The organism is Cellulomonas endophytica (assembly GCF_004123805.1).
Classification (GTDB): Bacteria; Actinomycetota; Actinomycetes; order Actinomycetales; family Cellulomonadaceae; genus Cellulomonas; species Cellulomonas endophytica.
This window is the reverse complement of record NZ_RWJX01000045.1, coordinates 1-19,174: the sequence shown is the minus strand read 5'-3', so window position 1 is coordinate 19,174 and position 19,174 is coordinate 1. Positions and strand designations below refer to the sequence as shown.

Below are 19,174 nucleotides of genomic sequence, written 5' to 3'. Positions count from 1 at the left end.
CGGGTCGCTCGCCCTAGAGCTCGATCGACCACATCGTGCTCGAGTGGTACGCCTCGTAGCCCAGCGAGGCGTACAGCCCGTGCGCCCCGGAGGGGTTGGCGGTGTCCACGCCGAGCTCGGCGAACTGCATGCCGTCGGCCCGGTAGGCCTCCATGACGGCGACGAGGAGCGCGACCGCCAGGCCCCGGCCCCGCCAGGGACGCCGGACCCCGAGCAGCTCCGTGTAGCCCGAGGAGTACCCCACGACGGGCCAGTCCTGCTCGTAGCGGCCGGACAGGGCGTACCCGACGACCTCGTCCGAGGCGGTGTCGACGGCGACGACGCTCCACCCCGGCGCGAACATGCTCCGGTGCTGGGTCCACTGCTCGGCGGTGCGCGGCTCGCTGCCCCAGTGGTCGGAGAACGCCTCGTTGTGCGCGACCCGGACGCTCTCGTCGCGCTCCGGCGACCACGGCTCGAGCCGGACCCCGTCCAGGGCCCGCGGCTGCGGCAGCGGCACGGCGAGGTCGCGTCGCATGTCCGTGTAGTACCGGGCGGGCGTGAAGGGCGAGCGCTCGAGCAGCGCGACCGTCGCCGCGGCCGAGTCGTCGGCGTAGAGGGCGATGCGGGCCGGGAGCTCCTTGCCGGAGGCGGCCAGCAGCTGCCGGGCCCGTGCCTGCGACCACGCGAGGAGCGCCGTGCCCACGCCCCGCCGGCGCCAGTCCGGGTGCACCCCGCCGCGGACGAAGGCCCGCACGACGGAGCGGTCGCCCGGCGCCGTGTCGACGTCCGCGTAGGCCCGCAGCACGCCGTCGGCGTCGCGGCCGCCGAGCGTGTCGAGCGCGAGGTCGCGCCAGGCGCCCTCGAACAGCTCGGCGACCTCCTCGGGCGCCATGCGCGCGGGCGCGCGGTCGGCCTCCTCGACCGCGGCGACGAGGCCGTGCAGGTCGGCGGCGTCGTCGGGGCCCAGCGGCCCCCACGCCAGGCCGAGGGCGGCGTCGGGGAGCGGGACCTGGGACGGGGCGGCGACCCGGTCCGTCAGCGGGGCGAGGGGCGGGGTGGAGACGGTCGTCATCCCACCAGCCTGCCAAGCGCCGCCCCGTGCACGCCAGGCCATTGCGCTGCGCCTGCCGCCCGCCGTGCGACCGGCCGGGTCCCACGGGCCCGTCGATGACCCGGGCCGGCCGGACCGCTCGACCGGCCGACCGGGCGCCGCGGACCTAGGGTCGGCCCGATCCCCCCTCGTCGTCCCCCGGAGCCCACCATGCCCTCCCTGCGCCGCCGCCCGGTCCCGCCGCGCGACCCTCTCCCCGCCCCGGACCCCTCGGCAGGGGCGCCCGTCGCCGCCGCCGGCCCGCACGGCGCCGCTGCCCGGACGGCCGCGGCGGGGTCCGCCACCGACCCGGCCGGTGGCCGCCGGGACCGTCCCGTCGACGCCCTCACGACGGCCCGCGCCGCCTCGCCGTGGGCGGACACGTTCGGCCGTGCCGCGGTGCGGGGGCTGCAGGGCCTGGCCCTCGTCGCCGTGCTCGTGGTCGCGACCCGGGCCGTCAGCAGCCTCACGCTGGTGGTCATCCCCGTGCTGCTCGCGCTCGTCCTGGCCGCGGCGATCTACCCCGTGGTCCGGCTCTTCGAGCGGGTGATGCCGCCGGCCCTCGCCGCGACGCTGGCCCTGCTCGGGCTCGCCGCCGTGCTCGGCGGGGTGCTCGCGGCCGTCGTGCTGGCGGTCAGCCGCCAGTGGGACGAGCTCGCGGACTCGGCCGTGGAGGGCGTCCAGCAGCTGTCGACGCAGTTCTCCCAGCTGCCCTTCGACATCTCGGACGAGCAGATCCAGGACGTGCGGCAGAGCGCGACGGAGTTCCTCACCTCCAGCACGTTCGGCACCAGCGCGGTCGCGGGCGTCTCGGCGACGGCGAACTTCGTGACGGGCCTCGTGCTCATGCTCGTCGTCCTGTTCTTCTTCCTCAAGGACGGGCCGCGGCTCTGGGAGTTCCTCCTGCGCCCCTTCGAGGGCGAGTCCTACGCCCGCGCCCGCCGCGCCGGCGACCAGACGATGCACACCCTGGGCGGCTACGTCCGCGGCACGGCGATCGTCGCCGCCGTGGACGCCATCGGCATCGGCATCGGGCTGGTCCTGCTGCGGGTTCCCCTGGCGATCCCGCTGGCCGTGCTGACCTTCCTCCTCGCGTTCGTCCCGCTCGTCGGGGCGACGCTGGCCGGCGTCCTGGCCGCGCTCGTCGCGCTCGTCACGAACGGCCCGACGGCTGCGCTGGTCGTCATCGGCGTCGTCGTCCTCGTGCAGCAGATCGAGGGCAACTTCCTCCAGCCGGTCGTCATGGCGCGGTCGCTCGCCCTGCACCCGCTCGTCATCCTCATCGCCCTGACCATCGGGACCGTCCTGGTCGGCATCACGGGTGCGGTGCTCGCCGTGCCGATCGCCGCCTCGATCTGGGGCGTGCTCAAGGTCTGGAACGGCGAGCACGAGCCGGCCCACCCGGTGGCGGTCAAGCACCGCCCGACGCCGGCCGACGGCGCCTGAAGCGCCTCCGTGCGGCGCGGCGTCGGCCGCCGTGCCGCACGGGCGCGACCTGGGGCGGGCCGTCCTGGGGCGAACCGTCCTAGGTGTCGATGCGGCTGCGGTCGAGGGCGTTCGCCCCGGCGACGATGAAGTCCTTGCGCGGCGCGACGTCCGAGCCCATGAGGAGCTCGAAGATCTCCTCGGCACGCTGGGCGGCCTCCGCCGTCACGCGCCGCAGCGTGCGGTGGCGGGGGTCCATCGTGGTCTCCGCGAGCTGGTCGGCGTCCATCTCGCCGAGGCCCTTGTAGCGCTGGATGTCGTCCTTGTAGCGCCGGCCGGCCCGGTCGAGCTTCTTCAGCGTGGCCGTCAGCTCCGCCTCGGAGTACGTGTAGAGGTACTCCCCCTTGCGGCCGCCGGACCCCATCACCTCGATGCGGTGCAGCGGCGGCACGGCGGCGAAGACCCGCCCCGCCTCGACGAGCGGCCGCATGTAGCGGAAGAAGAGCGTCAGCAGCAGCGTGCGGATGTGGGCGCCGTCGACGTCGGCGTCCGTCATGAGCACGATCTTGCCGTAGCGGGCCTGCTCGAGCTCGAAGGTGCGGCCGGAACCGGCACCGACGACCTGGATGATCGCCGCGCACTCGGCGTTCTTCAGCATGTCCGAGATCGACGCCTTCTGGACGTTGAGGATCTTGCCGCGGATGGGCAGCAGCGCCTGGAAGTCCGAGGAGCGCGCGAGCTTGGCCGTGCCCAGGGCGCTGTCGCCCTCGACGATGAACAGCTCGCTGCGCGCGACGTCGTCGCTGCGGCAGTCCGCCAGCTTCGGCGGCAACGAGGAGCTCTCCAGCGCGTTCTTGCGGCGGGAGATCTCCTTCTGCTTGCGCGCGGACAGCCGCGCGCGCATCTCGCCGACGACCTTCTCCAGGAGCCGGGCCGACTGCTCCTTGTGGTCGCGACGGGTCGAGGTCAGCAGCGCGCCCAGCTCGGCGTCGACGACGCGCGCGACGATGGCCCGCACCGGCGCGGTGCCGAGGACCTCCTTCGTCTGGCCCTCGAACTGCGGCTCCGCGAGGCGGACGGTCACCACGGCGGTGAGCCCCGCCAGCACGTCGTCCTTGTCGAGCCGCTCGTCGGAGTCCTTGCCGCTGATCTTGAGCTTCCGGGCGTTCGCCTCCACCGCCTTCTTCACGGTGCGCAGGAGCCCCTGCTCGAACCCGGCGAGGTGGGTGCCGCCCTTGGGGGTGGCGATGATGTTGACGAAGGAGCGGACCTCGGTGTCGTACCCCGTGCCCCACCGCAGCGCGATGTCGACCTCGCAGGTGCGCCGGACCTCCTGCGGCGTCATGTGCCCGCGCTCGTCGAGGACCGGCACCGTCTCGGTGAAGTCGCCCGACCCCGTGAGGTGCCAGGTGCCGGTCTCGGGCGCGTCCGGCGCGAGGTGGTCGACGAAGTCGACGACGCCGCCGTCGAAGAGGAACTGCTCCTCGTGCGGACCGTGCTCGCCGGGCGTGCCCGCCAGCCCGCGCTCGTCGCGCACGACGAGGGTGAGGCCGGGGACGAGGAAGGCCGTCTGGCGGGCGCGCGTGACGAGCTCGTCGTAGGCGAACACCGCGGTGGCGGGGAACACCTGCCGGTCCGCCCAGTACCGCACGCGCGTGCCGGTGCGCGCCTTGGCGACCTTGCCGACGACCGCGAGCTCCGACCCCTGGACGAAGGGCTCGAAGGGCGACTCGGGCCCCCGGCCGGCGCCGTCGTCGAACGTCCCCGGCTCGCCGCGGTGGAACGTCATGCGGTGCGTGCGCCCGTCGCGGTCGACCTCGACGTCGAGGCGCGAGGACAGGGCGTTCACCACGGAGGCGCCCACGCCGTGCAGGCCGCCCGAGGCGGCGTACGAGCCACCGCCGAACTTGCCCCCGGCGTGCAGCTTCGTGAAGACGACCTCGACGCCCGTCAGGCCCGTCTTCGGCTCGAGGTCCACGGGGACGCCGCGGCCGTTGTCGCGCACCTCGACGGAGCCGTCCGCGTGCAGCACGACCTCGATGCGGTTCCCGTGCCCGCCCAGCGCCTCGTCGACGGAGTTGTCGATGATCTCCCACAGGCAGTGCATGAGCCCGCGGCTGTCCGTGGTCCCGATGTACATGCCCGGGCGCTTGCGGACGGCCTCGAGCCCCTCCAGCACCGACAGGTGCCGTGCGGTGTACGCGGACGGGGAGGAGGTGGCGGTCACCCCGCGATCGTAGGACGAGGGCGCTCCCGGACCCGCCCCCGCGGCGGCGTGGCGTCCGCCGCGCCGCTCAGCGGGGCTGGGGGCGTCCGGCCCACCGACCGGTGCGCTCTCACCCGAGCGCCAGGAGGGCGGCGGCGCCGACGAGGAGCGCCGCGGCGGCGGCGGCCAGCAGGCGGCCGCGCCGGGGGGCCGGCGGGCGGGCGTCGCCGGGCACGGCCTCCACGGTCATCCACGCCGGCTCCTCGGGGTCGTAGCGCACGTCCACCGGTTGCCCGACGAGGTACCGCGTCCCCGGGGGCGGCGTGCGGGGCGTCGTCTGCAGCGCCGCCCCGGCGACGTGGTAGCGGACCGTCGGCAGGACGTGCCCGTCACGGGCGCCCACCGACACCACCTCCCCGGAGGCGGTGCGGGCCCGGCCGAGGCGCTCGCGCACGCCTCGGCTCGCCCGCAGGTCCCGGGCCGCGGGGACGGCGAGCACGACCGCGGCGACGACGAGGGCGAGGCCGAGCACGACGAGGGGGTCCACACGCCCAGCGTGCCCCACCGCCCCCGGGGCGACACGCCCGGCGCCCGCCGGCCGGTGTCCGGCTGCTGGACACGTGCCGCGCGCCACAGGTGCGTGCCAGGAGCGTCCGTGGACCGCCGCGGAGCGGCCGTCGAGGCACGCGGACGCAGGTCACGGCGCTGCCGGGGGCCGGCAGACCCGCGCGCGGGCCCCTGCGCCGGATGTCGACGAGGTCACCGCCGTGTTGCCGTTCGGGGACATCTGCCCCGAACCCTGTACGCCCGGGGCGAACCTGCCGATGCTCACGGCATGGACAGGGACCTTCGATGGTTGACTGACGACGTGAACACGACGATGAGTGCCCCTCTGACGGTGGCGGACCGCTGCGACCGCTGCGGCGCGCAGGCCTACGTGCGTGTGGTCCTGGGCGCGGGCGAGCTGCTCTTCTGCGCGCACCACGCGCGCGAGCACGCGCCCAAGTTCGCGGACGTCGCCACCCATGTCCAGGACGAGACCGACCGGCTCCACGCGGAGCACGGTGCGGGAGCCGGCGCCGCGCGCTGACGCCCGACCGCCGTCCGGACCACGGACGGCACCCCGGCTCGCCCACGGGCCCGGACCACCTCGGTCCGGGCCCGTCGGCGTCCCCCGGCGCCTGCGCGCTGCGGCGTCCCCGTGGTCGCCGCCGCCGGACGGCACGCCCGCCGGACGAGCGCGCGGCCCGGAGCACGCAGGCCCACGACGACGCAGGCCCCGACCGCGGGACGGTCGGGGCCTGCGTCGTCCCCGGGCAGGGCCGGGTGCGTGCGTCAGTCGAGGTAGTCGCGCAGGACCTGCGAGCGCGACGGGTGCCGCAGCTTCGACATCGTCTTGGACTCGATCTGGCGGATCCGCTCGCGGGTCACGCCGTAGACCTTCCCGATCTCGTCGAGCGTCTTGGGCTGGCCGTCGGTGAGGCCGAACCGCATGGACACCACGCCCGCCTCGCGCTCGGACAGCGTGTCGAGCACCTGGTGCAGCTGCTCCTGCAGGAGCGTGAAGCTCACGGCATCGGCCGGGACGACGGCCTCGGAGTCCTCGATGAGGTCGCCGAACTCGCTGTCGCCGTCCTCACCCAGGGGCGTGTGCAGCGAGATGGGCTCGCGACCGTACTTCTGGACCTCGACGACCTTCTCGGGCGTCATGTCCAGCTCCTTGGCCAGCTCCTCCGGGGTGGGCTCGCGGCCCAGGTCCTGGAGCATCTGGCGCTGGACGCGGGCCAGCTTGTTGATGACCTCGACCATGTGCACCGGGATGCGGATGGTGCGGGCCTGGTCGGCCATGGCGCGGGTGATGGCCTGCCGGATCCACCAGGTGGCGTACGTCGAGAACTTGTAGCCCTTGGTGTAGTCGAACTTCTCGACGGCCCGGATGAGTCCGAGGTTGCCCTCCTGGATGAGGTCCAGGAAGAGCATCCCGCGGCCCGTGTACCGCTTCGCGAGCGAGACGACGAGACGCAGGTTCGCCTCGAGCAGGTGGTTCTTCGCACGGCGGCCGTCGTGCGCGATCCACTTGAGCTCGCGCTCGAGCTTCGGGTCGACCGCGTCGCCCGCGGACAGCTTCTCCTCGGCGAAGAGGCCGGCCTCGATGCGCTTGGCGAGCTCGACCTCCTGCTCCGCGTTGAGGAGCGCGACCTTGCCGATCTGCTTGAGGTAGTCCTTGACCGGGTCGGCGGTGGCGCCGGCGGTGACGACCTGCTGCGCGGGGGCGTCGTCGTCGTCGGCGTCGGAGTAGACGAAGCCGCCGCTCTCGCCCTCGGGCTCCTCCGCGGCCTTCGGGGCGGGCTTCGACTCCTCGTCGCCCGACTCCTCGGTCTCCTCCTCCGCGACCTCCTCGACCGCGACGACGTCCTCGACCGCGACCTCCTCGAGGTCCACGACCTCGGTGGGCTCCGCGTCCTCGGGGGTCTCGTCGACCTCGCCGGCCGGGGCCGCCGCGGTCTTCGCCGACGCCTTGGCGGCGGGCTTGGCGGCCGCCTTCGCGGCGGGCTTGGCCGCTGCCTTGGCGGCCGGCTTCGCGGCGGCCTTCACCGCGGGCTTGGCGGCGGCGCGCGGCGCGGCCTCCTCGACGGAGGCCTGCGCCGACGGGAGGGTGCGGGCCGACGTGGCGGCGACGGCGCGGGCCGGCGCGGGCTCGGCGCTGGTCACGGCGATGCCGGCGGTGGCCAGACCCCGGACGACCGCCCGCAGCCGCTTCGCGTCCTGGACGTCGGCGGACTCGCACGCCGCGCGGACGTCGGCCGCGTCGACACCGCCGTGCGTGCGACCGCGCCGGACCAGCTCCTGGAGGGCGGGGTGCTCGAACTCACGGGGGAGCGCGGGATGCGTGGTCTGGGACGTCACGGAGGACCTTTCGGCAGCACGAACCGGAGGAGGGGTTCCGGAGGGCAGATCAGTAGTGTACCGACCCGTCCCGACGCCGCGGGGAGAGGGCACGCGTCCGGCGGTCATCCCCACGGGTGGGTCGACCCCTGTCAACCGTGGTTGCGACCGCGGAATTCCCGGCCCGGGCACGGCCCGGGCCGGTGCGTCAGGACGGCCCGGGCTTCGCCGTGAGGACCGGGCAGGGGGCGTCGAACAGCACGCGCTGGGCGTTCGCGCCGAGGATGAGCTTGCCGACGGGGCTGCGGCGGCGCAGGCCGAGGACGACGAGCGACGCGCCCACCTCCTCGGCCGTGCCGATGAGGTCCTCGGCCACGTCCCCCCCGTCGAGCACACGCACGTCGTGCGGGACGCCGTGCCCCTCGAGCTCCGCGCGGACCGTCTCGAGCTCGACCGACAGGCGCTCGCGCTCCTCGGACCCGGCGTCGGGGCGCGTGCTGGCCACGAGCACCACGGGCTCGTCCCGCAGCCGCGCCTCCGCGACCGCCGCGTCGAGCGCCGCCCGACCCTCCGGCGTGGCCACGTACCCCACGACGATGCTCATGCTCTGCGTCTCCCTCGTTCGTCCGCGGCCGTCCTGGGGCGACCGTACCCGTCCGGGCCCGTCCCGGACGGGAGGGCGCCCCCGCCGCGCGACCGGACCGTCAGGGCGTGCCCCGGACGTACCAGCCCGGCGGCACCCCGGCGTCCAGGAGCCGGGAGAGGAGCCGCGCCAGCCCGTGCGCGGGGTCCGCCCGTCCCGCCCGCTCGACGAGCACCGCGGCGCGGGCGCCGTCCCCCTCCCACCACGCCAGCAGCGCCAGCAGCGTCGTGGGGGCGGCCACCGCGTCCTCGCGGGCGTGGGCGACGACCTGGGCGAGCGCGGCGGCCGCGGCCGGCGCCCCCGCCGGGGGACGCACCCCGCGGCGCGCGTCGAGGAGGCGGCCGAGGGCGGCGCCGATCTCGTCGTCGGCCGCCGTGCGCCCGTCGCCGGCACGCACCAGGGTGCGCTCGGGCAGGTCGCCCACCCCGGGGACGAGGGTGAGGAGCACCGCGTCCCGCACCGCGAGGTCCTCCAGCCCCGCCGTCACCCGGCCGAGGAGCCGGCGGGGCACGGGCCCGGGCGCGTCCTGGGCGAGGACGAGCGCGCGCCACGCGGCCAGCGACGACAGCCGCCAGGAGGCCAGGGCGACGGGGTCGTGCACCGCCGCGGCACGGCGACCGCCCCACCGGGTCCGCACGCGCCCGACGGCCCGGCGCTCCTCCCCCGACGCCGGGCGCACCGCGCCGAGCTCGGAGCGCTCGCCCAGCACCACGGTGCCGGCGAGCACCATCTCCGCGCCGACGAGCGTGGACTCGAGCTCGCGCAGCGGGCGCCCGCCCGGCGGGCAGCAGCCCGGGCCGCAGCCGAGGTGCCCCCACCCCCCCGGGCCGACCACCCACGTGCTCACCTCCTCCAGCACCGCCTCCGCCGCCTCCCGCACCCGGTCGGCCGCCTCGCGCACGGGCGCGCCGGGGCCGGGGTGGGCGTCCACGTAGCCGACGACGACGAGGCGCGTCGCCCCGTCCCGGCCGGCGTGGGCGACGAGCGACCGGGCGAGCCGGGGCCCGTGCTCGGCGTGCGTCAGGTCGGGCAGGTCGACGCGCGCCACGAGCCCGACCTCACCCCGCGGCGCGCGCAGCCCGACGAGAACGAGGCTCTCGCGCGGGCGGAAGCCGAGCCGGAACGGGACGAGGGCGAGGATCTCGCGCGGCTCGGTCACCTTGAGGGTCGTCAGGGTCACGGGGTCCATGCGCCGACCCTCGCGTCGCGGGGCCCTCCCGTGGCGGCCCCGTCCCCCGGTGCCCGTCGGCGCGGTCCCGACGGGGGGCTGTGGTCGGCTCGGCGCCGGGCGGCCCCGGCTACCCTGGCGCCGTGCCCGCACCGGACCCCCTCGCACGCCGCCGCGGGTCGCGGGGCGCGTCCGCCGGTGAGCCCCGGCGCCGGCCCGCCCGCCCCCGCCCCCGGCACGCCGCCACCGTCCTCGTGGTCGCCGCCCTCGTCGCCGCGGTGCCCGGGTGCTCCTCCAGCGCCCCGGCGCAGCGGTCCGCGCCGCCGACCGCGGACGTCCTGGCGACCCCGTCGGCCTCCGCCGCCGAGACCCTGCTCCCGACCGCGGCCCCGACGGGCTCGACGGTCGGTGCGCTCGCCGCGGGGTTCCCCGCCGACCTCGTCGTCGTGCCGCCCGGCGCCGAGGTGCTCGTGTCCGCGGCGGAGCCGGTCCCCGGGGGCGACCTCCTGCGCGTCAGCCTGAACCTGCGCAGCGCCCAGGACACGGCCGGCCTCGTCGAGGCGCTGCGGGCGCCGCTGCTCGCCGCGGGCTTCGCCGAGACGGCCGCGACCCCGGAGCCGGGGCTCGCGGCGCGCACGGCGTTCAGCCGCGGCGACGGCGCGGAGCTGCTGGTGCTCGGCGTCCTCGACACGGGGACCACGCGCACGCTCACGGTGGGCGGCACCGTCCGCGCGCCGTCGGCCGGCTGAGGCCCGGGGCCGTCCCGGGCGGCGCGGCGCGCCGTCCGCGGGCGACGCGACCGGCTCTCGACCAGCACCTAGGCTGCCCGCCGTGACACCCACCGCGCCCGGCGACCCCGACGACGTGCGTGCCCACGTCGAGAGGCACGTGCGGGGCCACCTGGCCCGCCTGCGGACGGTGCTGGCGGAGGCCGGGCCCGACACGGAGCCCCTCGCCGAGGCGATGGAGTCCATGCTCGCGGGCGGCAAGCGGCTGCGGGCGGCCTTCTGCTGGTGGTCGTGGCGCGCCCACGGCGGGGTCCCCGGGACCCCGGAGGCGGAGGCCGTGCTGCGCGTGGGCGCCGCCCTCGAGCTCTTCCAGGCGGCGGCCCTGTTCCACGACGACGTCATGGACGAGTCCGACACGCGACGCGGGCGCCCCGCCGCGCACCGGGCCTTCGCCCGCCGCCACGACGCGGAGGGCCTCGTCGGGCGGCCCGAGCAGTTCGGCCTCTCGGCCGCCGTCCTCCTCGGGGACCTGGCCCTCGTCGCCAGCGAGCAGGAGTTCACGGACGCGCTCGCGGGCGCCCCGGCCGCCCGGGCCCGCGCGACCCGCGAGGTCTTCGACCTCATGCGGACCGAGGTGACGGTCGGGCAGTACCTCGACGTGCTGGCGCAGGCCACGCCGTGGGGCGAGGACCCGGAGGCGGACGAGCGGCGCGCCCGGCGCGTGCTGCGCGCGAAGTCGGCGCGCTACTCCGTCGAGCACCCCCTGGTGCTCGGCGCCCGCCTCGCCGACGCGACGCCCGGGGCGGTCGCCGTCTGCCGGGCGGCGGGGCTCCCGCTCGGGGAGGCCTTCCAGCTGCGGGACGACCTGCTCGGCGTCTTCGGCGACCCGGCGACGACCGGCAAGCCGGCCGGGGACGACCTGCTGGAGGGCAAGCGCACCGTGCTGGTGGCGCGGGCGCTCGCCGGGGCGCGGGCGGCGGGCGACCGGGCGGCCGAGGACCTCCTGCGCACCCGCCTCGGGGACCGGTCCCTCACCCCCGCGGAGGTGGCCGGGCTCGCGGCGACGATCGTCGGCACGGGCGCCGTGGCCGCCGTCGAGGGGCTCATCGACGAGCTGAGCGCACGCGCCTTCGCGGTGCTGGGCGACGCGGACTGGCAGGAGCCGGGGCGCAGCCGCCTGCTCGACCTCGCGCACGCGGCGGTCGACCGCCGCTCCTGACCGAGCCGGGCGGGCCTGCCTCGCCGTCCGGTGCCGGTGCCGGCCTGGGCGGTCGGGTCCCGGCGCGCCCGGCGCGCCCGGCGGCCGTCGCGGTGCTAGAGCTCGGCCTGCGCCCGGCGGCGGACCTCGGTCTTGCGGCCCGAGCGCAGCGCCTCCAGGGGCGTCCCCGGCAGCGAGTCGTCGGGCGTGTGGAGCCAGACGACGGCCTCCGCGTCGGAGAACCCGGCGTCGGCGAGGACCGTCAGCGTCCCCTGCAGGGCCGCCAGGACCGCCCACTCGCCGACGTCGGGGTCGCGCGACGGCGCCGCCGGGTTCGCCAGGTGCCCCGGGACGAGGAAGCCCTCCGGGATGCTCGCGACGGGCGGCTCCCCCCGTCGGACGGCGACGAGCCTGCCCTCCTGCAGCAGCCGTCGCACCTTGCCGGGGTCCGTGCCCAGCCGCTCGGCGACGTCGGGGACGGTGAGCCAGCCGGGGACGAGGCGGTCCAGGGCGGTGTCCGGGTTCTCCACGCGCGCCAGCCTAGCCAGCCGTCGTCGGCCCGCCCCGCCACGGGTGCCACGAGCACCTCCGCGTCGGCCCCGGTCCCGACGAGGAGGACCCCGGACGCGGGTCGCGGCGCGCGGCGGGGTGAATGACACCGGTGGAACTCCCCCGTTCGACTTCCCGACCTCAACTCCGGTCCCGTACCGTCGACTTCAGTCACAGCAGTCACATGCGCAACAGCGTTCACCTCAGTCACATGAAGAGAGCCCCCATGCCCTCCACCCCCCGCGCCGCCGGTCTCCGCCGCGTCGGCCCCTCCACCGGCGCCACGCTCGTCCTCGCGGCGGCGGCCGTCGCCACCGGTGCGACGCCCGCGGTCGCCGACGACCAGGTCACGGTCCGCTCGGGCGACACCGTGAGCCGGATCGCCGCCCGTTCCGGCAGCACGGTGGGCGCGATCGCCCGGGCGAACGGCCTCGCCGACGTCCACCGCATCCGGGCCGGCCAGGTGCTCACGGTCCCGACGGGCGCCGCCGCGGCCGCCGCGCCCGCACCCGCCGCCCCCGCGCCCGCCGCGACGACCTACACCGTCGCCTCCGGGGACACGGTGGGCCGCATCGCCGCGCGCCACGGCACGACGGTCGCCGCCGTCGTCGCCGCGAACGGCCTGGACGCCCGGGCGTTCATCCGCGCGGGCCAGACCCTCACGATCCCCGCCGCCGGGGGTGCCGCCCCGACCGCGGCCGCACCCGCACCGGCGGTCGCCGCGGCCGCCACGGCCTCCTCGTCGACGAGCCACACCGTGCGCCGTGGCGAGACCGTCGGCTCCATCGCCGCCCGCCACGGCGCCTCCGTCGCGGCCGTCGTCGCCGCGAACGGCCTGGACGCCCGCGCCTTCATCCGCGCGGGCCAGACCCTCACCGTCCCGGTCGCGGCCGCCGCGCCCGCCGCCACCGCCACCGTCGGCAACACCTTCGCGGGCCGCACCTACGCGCCGGAGGTCGTGGCCTCCGCCAACGCGAACAAGGCCGCGCTCGTCGCCGCGGGCGTGCCGTCGAAGGCCGAGATGCAGGCGAAGGTCGCCGCGACCGCCCGGGCGATGGGCGTGGACCCGGCCCTCGCGCAGGCCGTCGCCTTCCAGGAGTCGGGCTTCAACCACACGGCCGTGTCGCCGGCCAACGCCATCGGGACGATGCAGGTGATCCCCTCGTCGGGCGAGTGGGCGTCCCAGATGGTCGGGCGGAGGCTCAACCTGCTCGTCCCCGACGACAACGTCGTCGCCGGCGTGGCCATCCTCCGCTCGCTCGTGCGCACCTCCCCCGACCTGCCCTCGGCCATCGCCGGGTACTACCAGGGTGCGTCGTCGGTGGCCCGCAACGGCATGTTCGACGACACCCGGCGCTACGTCGCCAGCGTGCAGACGCTCATGGCGCGCTTCGCGTGAGGCGCCGCCTCCCGGGTCCGGCCGCGGGCCGCCCGTAGACTGCGCCGCGTGAGGGCACCCGCCGCCGACCCGATGATCGGCCGTCTCGTCGACGGCCGGTACGCCGTGGTCTCCCGGATCGCGCGGGGCGGGATGGCGACGGTCTACCTCGGCGTCGACCGCCGGCTCGACCGCGAGGTCGCCGTCAAGGTCATGCACCCGCACCTCGCGGACGGGGTCAGCGGCGCGGAGTTCGTCGCGCGCTTCCGGCGCGAGGCCCGGACGGCCGCCCGCCTGACCCACCCGGGCCTCGTCGCCGTGTACGACCAGGGCGTCGACGACGGCACGAGCTACCTGACGATGGAGTACGTCGAGGGCACGAACCTGCGCCGCCGCATGCTCGACGAGGGTGCCCTCCGGCTGGGTGACGCGCTGGCGGTGGCGGAGAGCGTGCTCGACGCCCTCGCCACCGCCCACCGCCAGGGCCTCGTGCACCGCGACATCAAGCCGGAGAACGTGCTGCTCGCGGCGGACGGGCGGGTCAAGCTCGCCGACTTCGGCCTCGCCCGTGCCGTCACGGAGGTGACCTCCACGTCCACGGGCACGATGCTCGGCACGGTGGCGTACCTCGCGCCCGAGCTCGTCGCCCGCGGCACGAGCGACGCGCGCACGGACGTCTACGCGGTGGGGATCCTGCTGTACGAAGCCCTGACGGGACGGCAGCCCTTCTCCGGGGAGACGCCGCTCATGGTGGCCCTCCAGCACGTGAAGGAGCGGGTGCCCGCGCCCTCCGCGCGGGTGCCCTGGCTCCCGGAGGAGGTCGACGCGCTCGTCGGCGCCCTCACGGCGCGCGACCCCGACGAGCGGCCCGTCCACGCCGCCGACGCCCTCGAGCGGCTGCGCCGGACGCGGGCCGTCCTCGACGAGGAGACCCTGGCACGGCGCGCCGAGGTCACGCCGACCGCCGTGCCCGTCCCCGTCCCGGGCGACGACGACGAGGACGACCTCGACGAGGGCCCGCCCGACGCCACGAGCACGACGGTCCTGGCGACCGGCCCGGGCACGACGGTCTCCCTGCCCATCGGTGCGGCGCGCGCGCCGGGCGGCACCACCGCGACCGGCGACGCCGCCGGGCCGCGTCCCCGCCGGCGCCGGGGACGCGTCGCGCTCGTCGTGCTCCTCGTCGCCCTGCTCGGCCTCGCCGGCGGCGCCGTGTGGTGGGTGCAGGCCGGCCCCGGCGCCTACGTCGCCGTGCCGCGCGTGGTCGGCGTCGAGGAGCCCAGGGCCGTCGCGCTCCTCGAGGGGGCGGGCCTGGAGCCGGCGCGGGACGAGGCGTTCAGCGACCGCCCTCGCGGCACCGTCGTGGCGGCGGACCCCGGCGTGGGCGAGCGCGTGCGCCGCGAGGGCACGGTCGCCTACACGGTGTCGCTGGGACCCGACCTCGTCGCCGTCCCCGACGGGCTGGTGGGGGCGCTCCAGGCGGACGCCGCCCGGGCGCTGTCCGACGCCGGCCTGGAGGTGGCCTACGAGCGCCGCCCCGACGACGCGGCGGCCGTCGGCGCCGTCCTCGCCGTCGCGGGCGACGACGGCGCGGACCTCGCCGCCGGCACGCAGCTCGAGCGCGGCTCGGCCGTCCGGCTGACGATCTCCACCGGGCCGGCCCCGGTCACGATCATCTCCGTCGTCGGCATGGCCCTCGACGCGGCCCGCGAGACGCTCGCGCGCGACGCGCTCGAGGTGCGCGTGGAGGAGGAGTTCTCCGACACCGTCGAGGCCGGCGCCGTCGTCCGGCAGGACCCGCCCTCCGGGACGGCGGGGCACCGGCGGGACACCGTCACCCTCGTCGTGTCGAAGGGCCCGGAGACCGTCGAGGTCCCCGACCTCACCGGTCGTCAGTTCACGGAGGCGGAGGCCCAGCTCGAGGCCCTCGGGCTGCGGGTCGAGCGCAGCAACGTGCTCGGCGGCATCTTCGGCACCGTCCGCGCCCAGAGCGTCGAGGGCGGCGTGGCGGTCCCCAAGGGGTCGACCGTCACCCTCACCGTCGTCTGAGCCGCGCGGGGCCGAGCCGCGCGGGGTGGGCGCGCCCCCGCCCCGCCCTCTCCTCGTGCCGGTCGCCGCCTCAGCGCTGCGCGCGGAGCAGCTCCACGACCTGGAACGCCATCTCCAGGGACTGCTGGTGGTTCAGCCGCGGGTCGACGAGGGTCTCGTAGCGGCGCGAGAGCCCCTCGTCGTCGATCTCCTCGCTGCCGCCGAGCACCTCGGTGACGTCGTCGCCGGTGAGCTCGATGTGCAGGCCGCCGGGCACGGTGCCCAGCGCGCGGTGCACCTCGAAGAACCCGGCGACCTCGTCCATGACGTCGCTGAAGCGGCGGGTCTTGTAGCCGCTGGCCGACGTGATCCCGTTGCCGTGCATGGGGTCGCACACCCAGGTGACGGGCCGGCCGTCCGCGGCGACCTTCTCCACGAGCGCCGGCAGCAGGTCGCGGACGCGGCCCGCCCCCATGCGCGTGATGAAGGTGATGCGGCCGGGCTCGGCCGTCGGGTTCAGCCGGTCCACGAGCGCCAGCGCGTCGTCGCCCGTGGCCGTCGGCCCGAGCTTGATGCCGATGGGGTTGTGGACGCGGGAGAAGTAGTCGACGTGCGCGCCGTCCAGCTGCCGCGTGCGCTCCCCGATCCAGAGGAAGTGCGCGGAGCAGTCGTAGGGGCGTCCCGTGCGCGAGTCGATGCGCGTCAGCGGCCGCTCGTAGTCCAGGAGCAGGCCCTCGTGGCTGGCGAAGAAGTCCACGGAGCGCAGGGCGTCGAAGTCCGCGCCGCAGGCGGCCATGAAGCGGATCGCGCGGTCGATCTCGGCCGCGATCTCCTCGTACCGGCTGTAGGCGGGGTTCTGCATGAACCCGCGGTTCCACTCGTGCACCCGCTGGAGCGAGGCGAAACCGCCCGTCGTGAACGCCCGGACGAGGTTCAGCGTCGACGCCGACGTGTGGTACGCCTCCAGCAGCCGCTGCGGGTCCGGGGTGCGGGCCTCCGGTGTGAAGTCGTAGCCGTTGATGATGTCGCCGCGGAACGCGGGCAGCGTGACGCCGTCGCGGGTCTCCGTGTCGGCGCTGCGCGGCTTGGCGTACTGCCCGGCCATCCGGCCCATCTTGATGACCGGCAGGCTGGCGCCGTACGTGAGCACGACCGCCATCTGCAGGATCGTCATGATCTTGTGGCGGATCTTGTCCGCGGTCGCCTCGGAGAACGTCTCCGCGCAGTCCCCGCCCTGGAGCAGGAAGGCCTCGCCCCGCCCGGCCGCGGCCAGGCGCGTGCGCAGGTCGTCGGCCTCGCCCGCGAACACGAGCGGCGGCAGCGAGGACAGGCGCGACGTCACGGCCGCGAGCCGCTCGCCGTCCGGCCAGGCGGGCTGCTGGACGACGGGCAGGGAGCGCCAGGCGTCGAGGCCCTCGACGACCTGCGGGTCCGCCTCGACGCTCACGCGTGGCTCGCCGGGACGAGGGGCTGGCCGATGTCGGCGAGGAGGGCGCCGAACCAGGGCTGCGTGACGTCGAAGGGCTTGCCGCCGGCGATCCGCGGGAAGGCGATCGCCGTGAGCCGGTCGCCGTCCTCCTCGTCGTGCCCGATGACGCCGGACTCGCCGCGCAGGGCGCACTCGACCGCGAGGTCCGTCATGGACTTGATGAGGCGCAGGTCCTCGGCGTTGGCCGCGGCCGCCCGGCTGAAGTAGCCCGACTTCTGCACCATGACCTTCTCGGCGCCGAGCTTCTCCGCGAACTGCTTCGCGAACCACTGGCCGGGGTTGATGGTGTCGAGCTTCACGTGCCCGAAGGCGTCGCGGCCGACCTCCTGGCCGGACGCCTCGAGCTGCTCGACGATCTCGTGCATCCCCGCGCCCTCGGACAGGAAGATGTTGACGTTGCCGAGCTCGTCCATGACGCCGCGCAGGCGCGTCGCCTCGGCGTCGAGGTCGAGGTGGGCCTCGGGGACGAAGACCGCGTGCACGTCCCAGCGCTCGCGCGAGAGCCCGATCTCCGGCACCCACTCCTGCTGGTCGAGCCACTTGCGGTACTCCGCCGCCGCGGCGGCCGTGAGCCACCCGCAGTGCCGGCCCATGACCTCGTGGACGATGAGCATGCGCGGCCCGGAGCGGTGCTCGCCGATGATGTTCGCGGCGTAGCCCGCCGCCTCCTCCGCCGCCGTCCAGGCGCCGAGGGACTGCCTGATCGGCACCACGTCGTTGTCGATCGTCTTGGGCAGCCCGACGACCGTGAGGCCGTAGTCGTGCTCGGCGAGGTAGGCGGCCAGGTCCGCGGCGGTGGTGTTCGTGTCGTCGCCGCCGATGGTGTGGAGGACGTCGACGCCGTCGGCCTGCAGCCTCTCCGCCGCGACCTGGAGGGGGTTCTGCCCCTCCTGCACGAGGCCGCGCTTCACGCAGTCCGCGACGTTCGTGAGCTTCACGCGCGAGTTGCCGATGGGCGACCCGCCGAAGCGGTGCAGGACGCCGGCGCGGCGGCGCACCTCGTCGGACACGACGATCTTCTGGCCCTTGAGCAGGCCCCAGTAGCCGTGCTCGTAGGCGATGATCTCAACCTCGGGCGCGATCTCCGTGTACCGCTCGATCAGCCCCCCGACGGCCGAGGACAGGCACGGGGCGAAGCCGCCGGCGGTCAGGAGCGCGACGCGACGAACCGACATGGGGAGCACCTCTCGTTGTCGGGCGCCGCTCGCGGTCCCGCGGGGCGCGGGTGCTGCGGGGACGGCGTCCGGGGACGGGTCGGGCCGGGGCGCGGCGCCGTGGTGCCACCCGACGCACGCGACCGGTGGCGCCGCCCGACGTCCGCCCGCGAGGCCGCGCTCATCCTACCGACGCGCCACCCTCGTCCTGCGGCGGGACCGGAACCTGGACGTCCGGGACCTGCCGCCCGCCCGGGGCCGACGGCAGGTGCTCCGTCGCGCCGGGGCTCCCGGCCGGGTGGCCCGTGGCGATGCGGGCCTTCTGGGTCGCCGCGTAGACGTCCACGTACTCCTGGCCCGACAGGCTCATGATCGCGTACATGATCTCGTCGGTGACCGACCGCAGGATGAAGCGGTCGTTCTCCATGCCCCGGTAGCGGCTGAAGTCGAGGGGCTCGCCGATGACGATGCCGATGCGCATGACCCGCGGGATGCGCTGCCCGATGGGCTGCGCCACGTCGGTCCCCACCATGGCGACGGGGATGACGGGGGCCCCGGACTCCAGGGCGAGCCGCGCGATGCCGGTCTTGCCGCGGTACAGCCGGCCGTCGGGGCTGCGGGTGCCCTCGGGGTAGATGCCGAAGAGACCGCCCTCCGCGAGCCGGCGCAGGCCGGTGCGCAGCGCCGCCTCGCTGGCCTTGCCGCCGCCGCGGTCCACGGGGATGGTGCCCACGCCCCGCATGAACCCCGCCGTGAGGCGCCCCTTGAAGCCGCTGCCCGTGAAGTACTCCTGCTTGCCGATGAAGACGAGCTCGCGGTCGATGACGAGCGGCAGGAAGAACGAGTCGATGACGGCGAGGTGGTTGCTCGCGAGGATCGCGGCACCCTCGGCCGGCACGTGCTCGGCCCCCCGGACCCACGGCCGGTACACCAGGCGCAGGAGCGGGCCCACGAAGACCCGCTTCATCAGCCAGTAGAACAAGGGGCCGCCTCTCGTGTGCCTCGGTGCGCCCGGCGCCGTGCCGGCAGGGGCCGCGCAGGCAGCGCCCGGCTCTGCGGGGACGACTCTAGAGTGCATCCATGGCGCAGCGCCCCGACGACCCCTCCGCGGCGGTCCCCGACGAGACGTGGGCGGACATCGTCGCGCGGCTGCGGGCGGCGGACGACGCGCCCGGCGCCGACGGGGTGCCCGACGCCGGCGCGGGGGCGGGCCCGGGCGGCGCCGCGCCGGGCCCCGCGGGGCTCCCCCG

The 19,174-nt window shown here is 76.2% G+C and carries 16 protein-coding genes; 6 read left to right on the top strand and 10 right to left on the bottom strand.

What is annotated here, in order from left to right:
* Window positions 1-13 precede the first annotated feature (13 nt).
* Window positions 14-1,054 carry a GNAT family N-acetyltransferase gene (locus tag EJA20_RS12805; RefSeq protein WP_129338576.1) on the bottom strand — a complete coding sequence of 347 codons (1,041 nt, stop codon included), beginning with the start codon at window positions 1,052-1,054 and terminating at the stop codon, window positions 14-16.
* Between the two features lie 189 nt (window positions 1,055-1,243).
* Between EJA20_RS12805 and EJA20_RS12800 the strand changes: the two genes are divergently transcribed.
* Window positions 1,244-2,518: an AI-2E family transporter gene (locus EJA20_RS12800; RefSeq protein WP_129338573.1), complete on the top strand. Its 1,275-nt coding sequence runs from the start codon at window positions 1,244-1,246 to the stop codon at window positions 2,516-2,518.
* A gap of 79 nt (window positions 2,519-2,597) precedes the next feature.
* Here the strand turns inward: EJA20_RS12800 and EJA20_RS12795 are convergent, their stop codons facing one another.
* Both EJA20_RS12795 and EJA20_RS12790 read right to left on the bottom strand, forming a co-directional pair.
* Window positions 2,598-4,724, bottom strand: coding sequence for a DNA gyrase/topoisomerase IV subunit B (locus tag EJA20_RS12795; RefSeq protein ID WP_129338571.1), 2,127 nt, complete (start codon window positions 4,722-4,724; stop codon window positions 2,598-2,600).
* A gap of 109 nt (window positions 4,725-4,833) precedes the next feature.
* Complete coding sequence (locus tag EJA20_RS12790) at window positions 4,834-5,250, bottom strand: DUF3592 domain-containing protein (protein ID WP_164983969.1); 417 nt, start codon at window positions 5,248-5,250, stop codon at window positions 4,834-4,836.
* Window positions 5,251-5,538: 288 nt separating this feature from the next.
* On the opposite strand from EJA20_RS12790, the gene EJA20_RS12785 reads away from it, so the two are divergent.
* Entirely contained in the window at window positions 5,539-5,793 is a 255-nt protein-coding gene (locus tag EJA20_RS12785) for a DUF7455 domain-containing protein (RefSeq protein ID WP_240675473.1), read from the top strand.
* Window positions 5,794-6,038: 245 nt separating this feature from the next.
* On the opposite strand, the gene EJA20_RS12780 is transcribed toward EJA20_RS12785, so the two are convergent.
* The 3 genes from EJA20_RS12780 to EJA20_RS12770 all read right to left on the bottom strand — a co-directional run bounded on the left by EJA20_RS12780 (window position 6,039) and on the right by EJA20_RS12770 (window position 9,421).
* Window positions 6,039-7,610: an RNA polymerase sigma factor gene (locus EJA20_RS12780; RefSeq protein ID WP_240675472.1), complete on the bottom strand. Its 1,572-nt coding sequence runs from the start codon at window positions 7,608-7,610 to the stop codon at window positions 6,039-6,041.
* A gap of 187 nt (window positions 7,611-7,797) precedes the next feature.
* The gene (locus EJA20_RS12775; RefSeq protein WP_129338563.1) at window positions 7,798-8,193 is read right to left on the bottom strand and encodes a universal stress protein; all 396 of its coding nucleotides are present in this window, start codon (window positions 8,191-8,193) and stop codon (window positions 7,798-7,800) included.
* A 100-nt stretch (window positions 8,194-8,293) separates the two neighbouring features.
* Complete coding sequence (locus EJA20_RS12770; RefSeq protein WP_129338561.1) at window positions 8,294-9,421, bottom strand: DUF4192 domain-containing protein; 1,128 nt, start codon at window positions 9,419-9,421, stop codon at window positions 8,294-8,296.
* Window positions 9,422-9,543: 122 nt separating this feature from the next.
* Between EJA20_RS12770 and EJA20_RS12765 the strand changes: the two genes are divergently transcribed.
* Entirely contained in the window at window positions 9,544-10,149 is a 606-nt protein-coding gene (locus EJA20_RS12765; protein ID WP_240675471.1) for a hypothetical protein, read from the top strand.
* An 82-nt stretch (window positions 10,150-10,231) separates the two neighbouring features.
* Window positions 10,232-11,347 (top strand): polyprenyl synthetase family protein, encoded by a 1,116-nt coding sequence (locus EJA20_RS12760; protein ID WP_129338556.1) that lies wholly within the window; start codon window positions 10,232-10,234, stop codon window positions 11,345-11,347.
* A gap of 95 nt (window positions 11,348-11,442) precedes the next feature.
* Here EJA20_RS12760 and EJA20_RS12755 read toward each other — a convergent pair whose 3' ends face one another.
* Window positions 11,443-11,856, bottom strand: a complete 414-nt coding sequence (locus tag EJA20_RS12755; protein WP_129338554.1) for an Rv2175c family DNA-binding protein — start codon at window positions 11,854-11,856, stop codon at window positions 11,443-11,445.
* 245 nt (window positions 11,857-12,101) lie between these two features.
* On the opposite strand from EJA20_RS12755, the gene EJA20_RS12750 reads away from it, so the two are divergent.
* Both EJA20_RS12750 and pknB read left to right on the top strand, forming a co-directional pair.
* Window positions 12,102-13,274: a LysM peptidoglycan-binding domain-containing protein gene (locus tag EJA20_RS12750; RefSeq protein ID WP_129338552.1), complete on the top strand. Its 1,173-nt coding sequence runs from the start codon at window positions 12,102-12,104 to the stop codon at window positions 13,272-13,274.
* 48 nt (window positions 13,275-13,322) lie between these two features.
* On the top strand, window positions 13,323-15,302 hold the full coding sequence (gene pknB, locus EJA20_RS12745; RefSeq protein WP_338068826.1) for a Stk1 family PASTA domain-containing Ser/Thr kinase: 1,980 nt from the start codon (window positions 13,323-13,325) through the stop codon (window positions 15,300-15,302).
* Window positions 15,303-15,372: 70 nt separating this feature from the next.
* Here the strand turns inward: pknB and EJA20_RS12740 are convergent, their stop codons facing one another.
* The 3 genes from EJA20_RS12740 to EJA20_RS12730 form a co-directional block, all read right to left on the bottom strand.
* Entirely contained in the window at window positions 15,373-16,728 is a 1,356-nt protein-coding gene (locus tag EJA20_RS12740; protein WP_129338550.1) for a class II 3-deoxy-7-phosphoheptulonate synthase, read from the bottom strand.
* Complete coding sequence (locus EJA20_RS12735; RefSeq protein WP_129338547.1) at window positions 16,725-17,945, bottom strand: pyrophosphate--fructose-6-phosphate 1-phosphotransferase; 1,221 nt, start codon at window positions 17,943-17,945, stop codon at window positions 16,725-16,727. The genes EJA20_RS12740 and EJA20_RS12735 overlap by 4 nt, the downstream gene beginning before the upstream one ends.
* A 160-nt stretch (window positions 17,946-18,105) precedes the next feature.
* Window positions 18,106-18,906 carry a lysophospholipid acyltransferase family protein gene (locus EJA20_RS12730; protein ID WP_240675470.1) on the bottom strand — a complete coding sequence of 267 codons (801 nt, stop codon included), beginning with the start codon at window positions 18,904-18,906 and terminating at the stop codon, window positions 18,106-18,108.
* Window positions 18,907-19,174 lie beyond the last annotated feature (268 nt).

Bases quoted from the DNA above. Each gene is read 5' to 3' on its own strand.
- EJA20_RS12805 (WP_129338576.1), bottom strand. From the start codon at position 1,054: ATGACGACCGTCTCCACCCCGCCCCTCGCCCCGCTGACGGACCGGGTC.
- EJA20_RS12800 (WP_129338573.1), top strand. From the start codon at position 1,244: ATGCCCTCCCTGCGCCGCCGCCCGGTCCCGCCGCGCGACCCTCTCCCC.
- EJA20_RS12785 (WP_240675473.1), top strand. From the start codon at position 5,539: ATGGACAGGGACCTTCGATGGTTGACTGACGACGTGAACACGACGATG.
- EJA20_RS12775 (WP_129338563.1), bottom strand. From the start codon at position 8,193: ATGAGCATCGTCGTGGGGTACGTGGCCACGCCGGAGGGTCGGGCGGCG.
- EJA20_RS12770 (WP_129338561.1), bottom strand. From the start codon at position 9,421: ATGGACCCCGTGACCCTGACGACCCTCAAGGTGACCGAGCCGCGCGAG.
- EJA20_RS12750 (WP_129338552.1), top strand. From the start codon at position 12,102: ATGCCCTCCACCCCCCGCGCCGCCGGTCTCCGCCGCGTCGGCCCCTCC.
- EJA20_RS12735 (WP_129338547.1), bottom strand. From the start codon at position 17,945: ATGTCGGTTCGTCGCGTCGCGCTCCTGACCGCCGGCGGCTTCGCCCCG.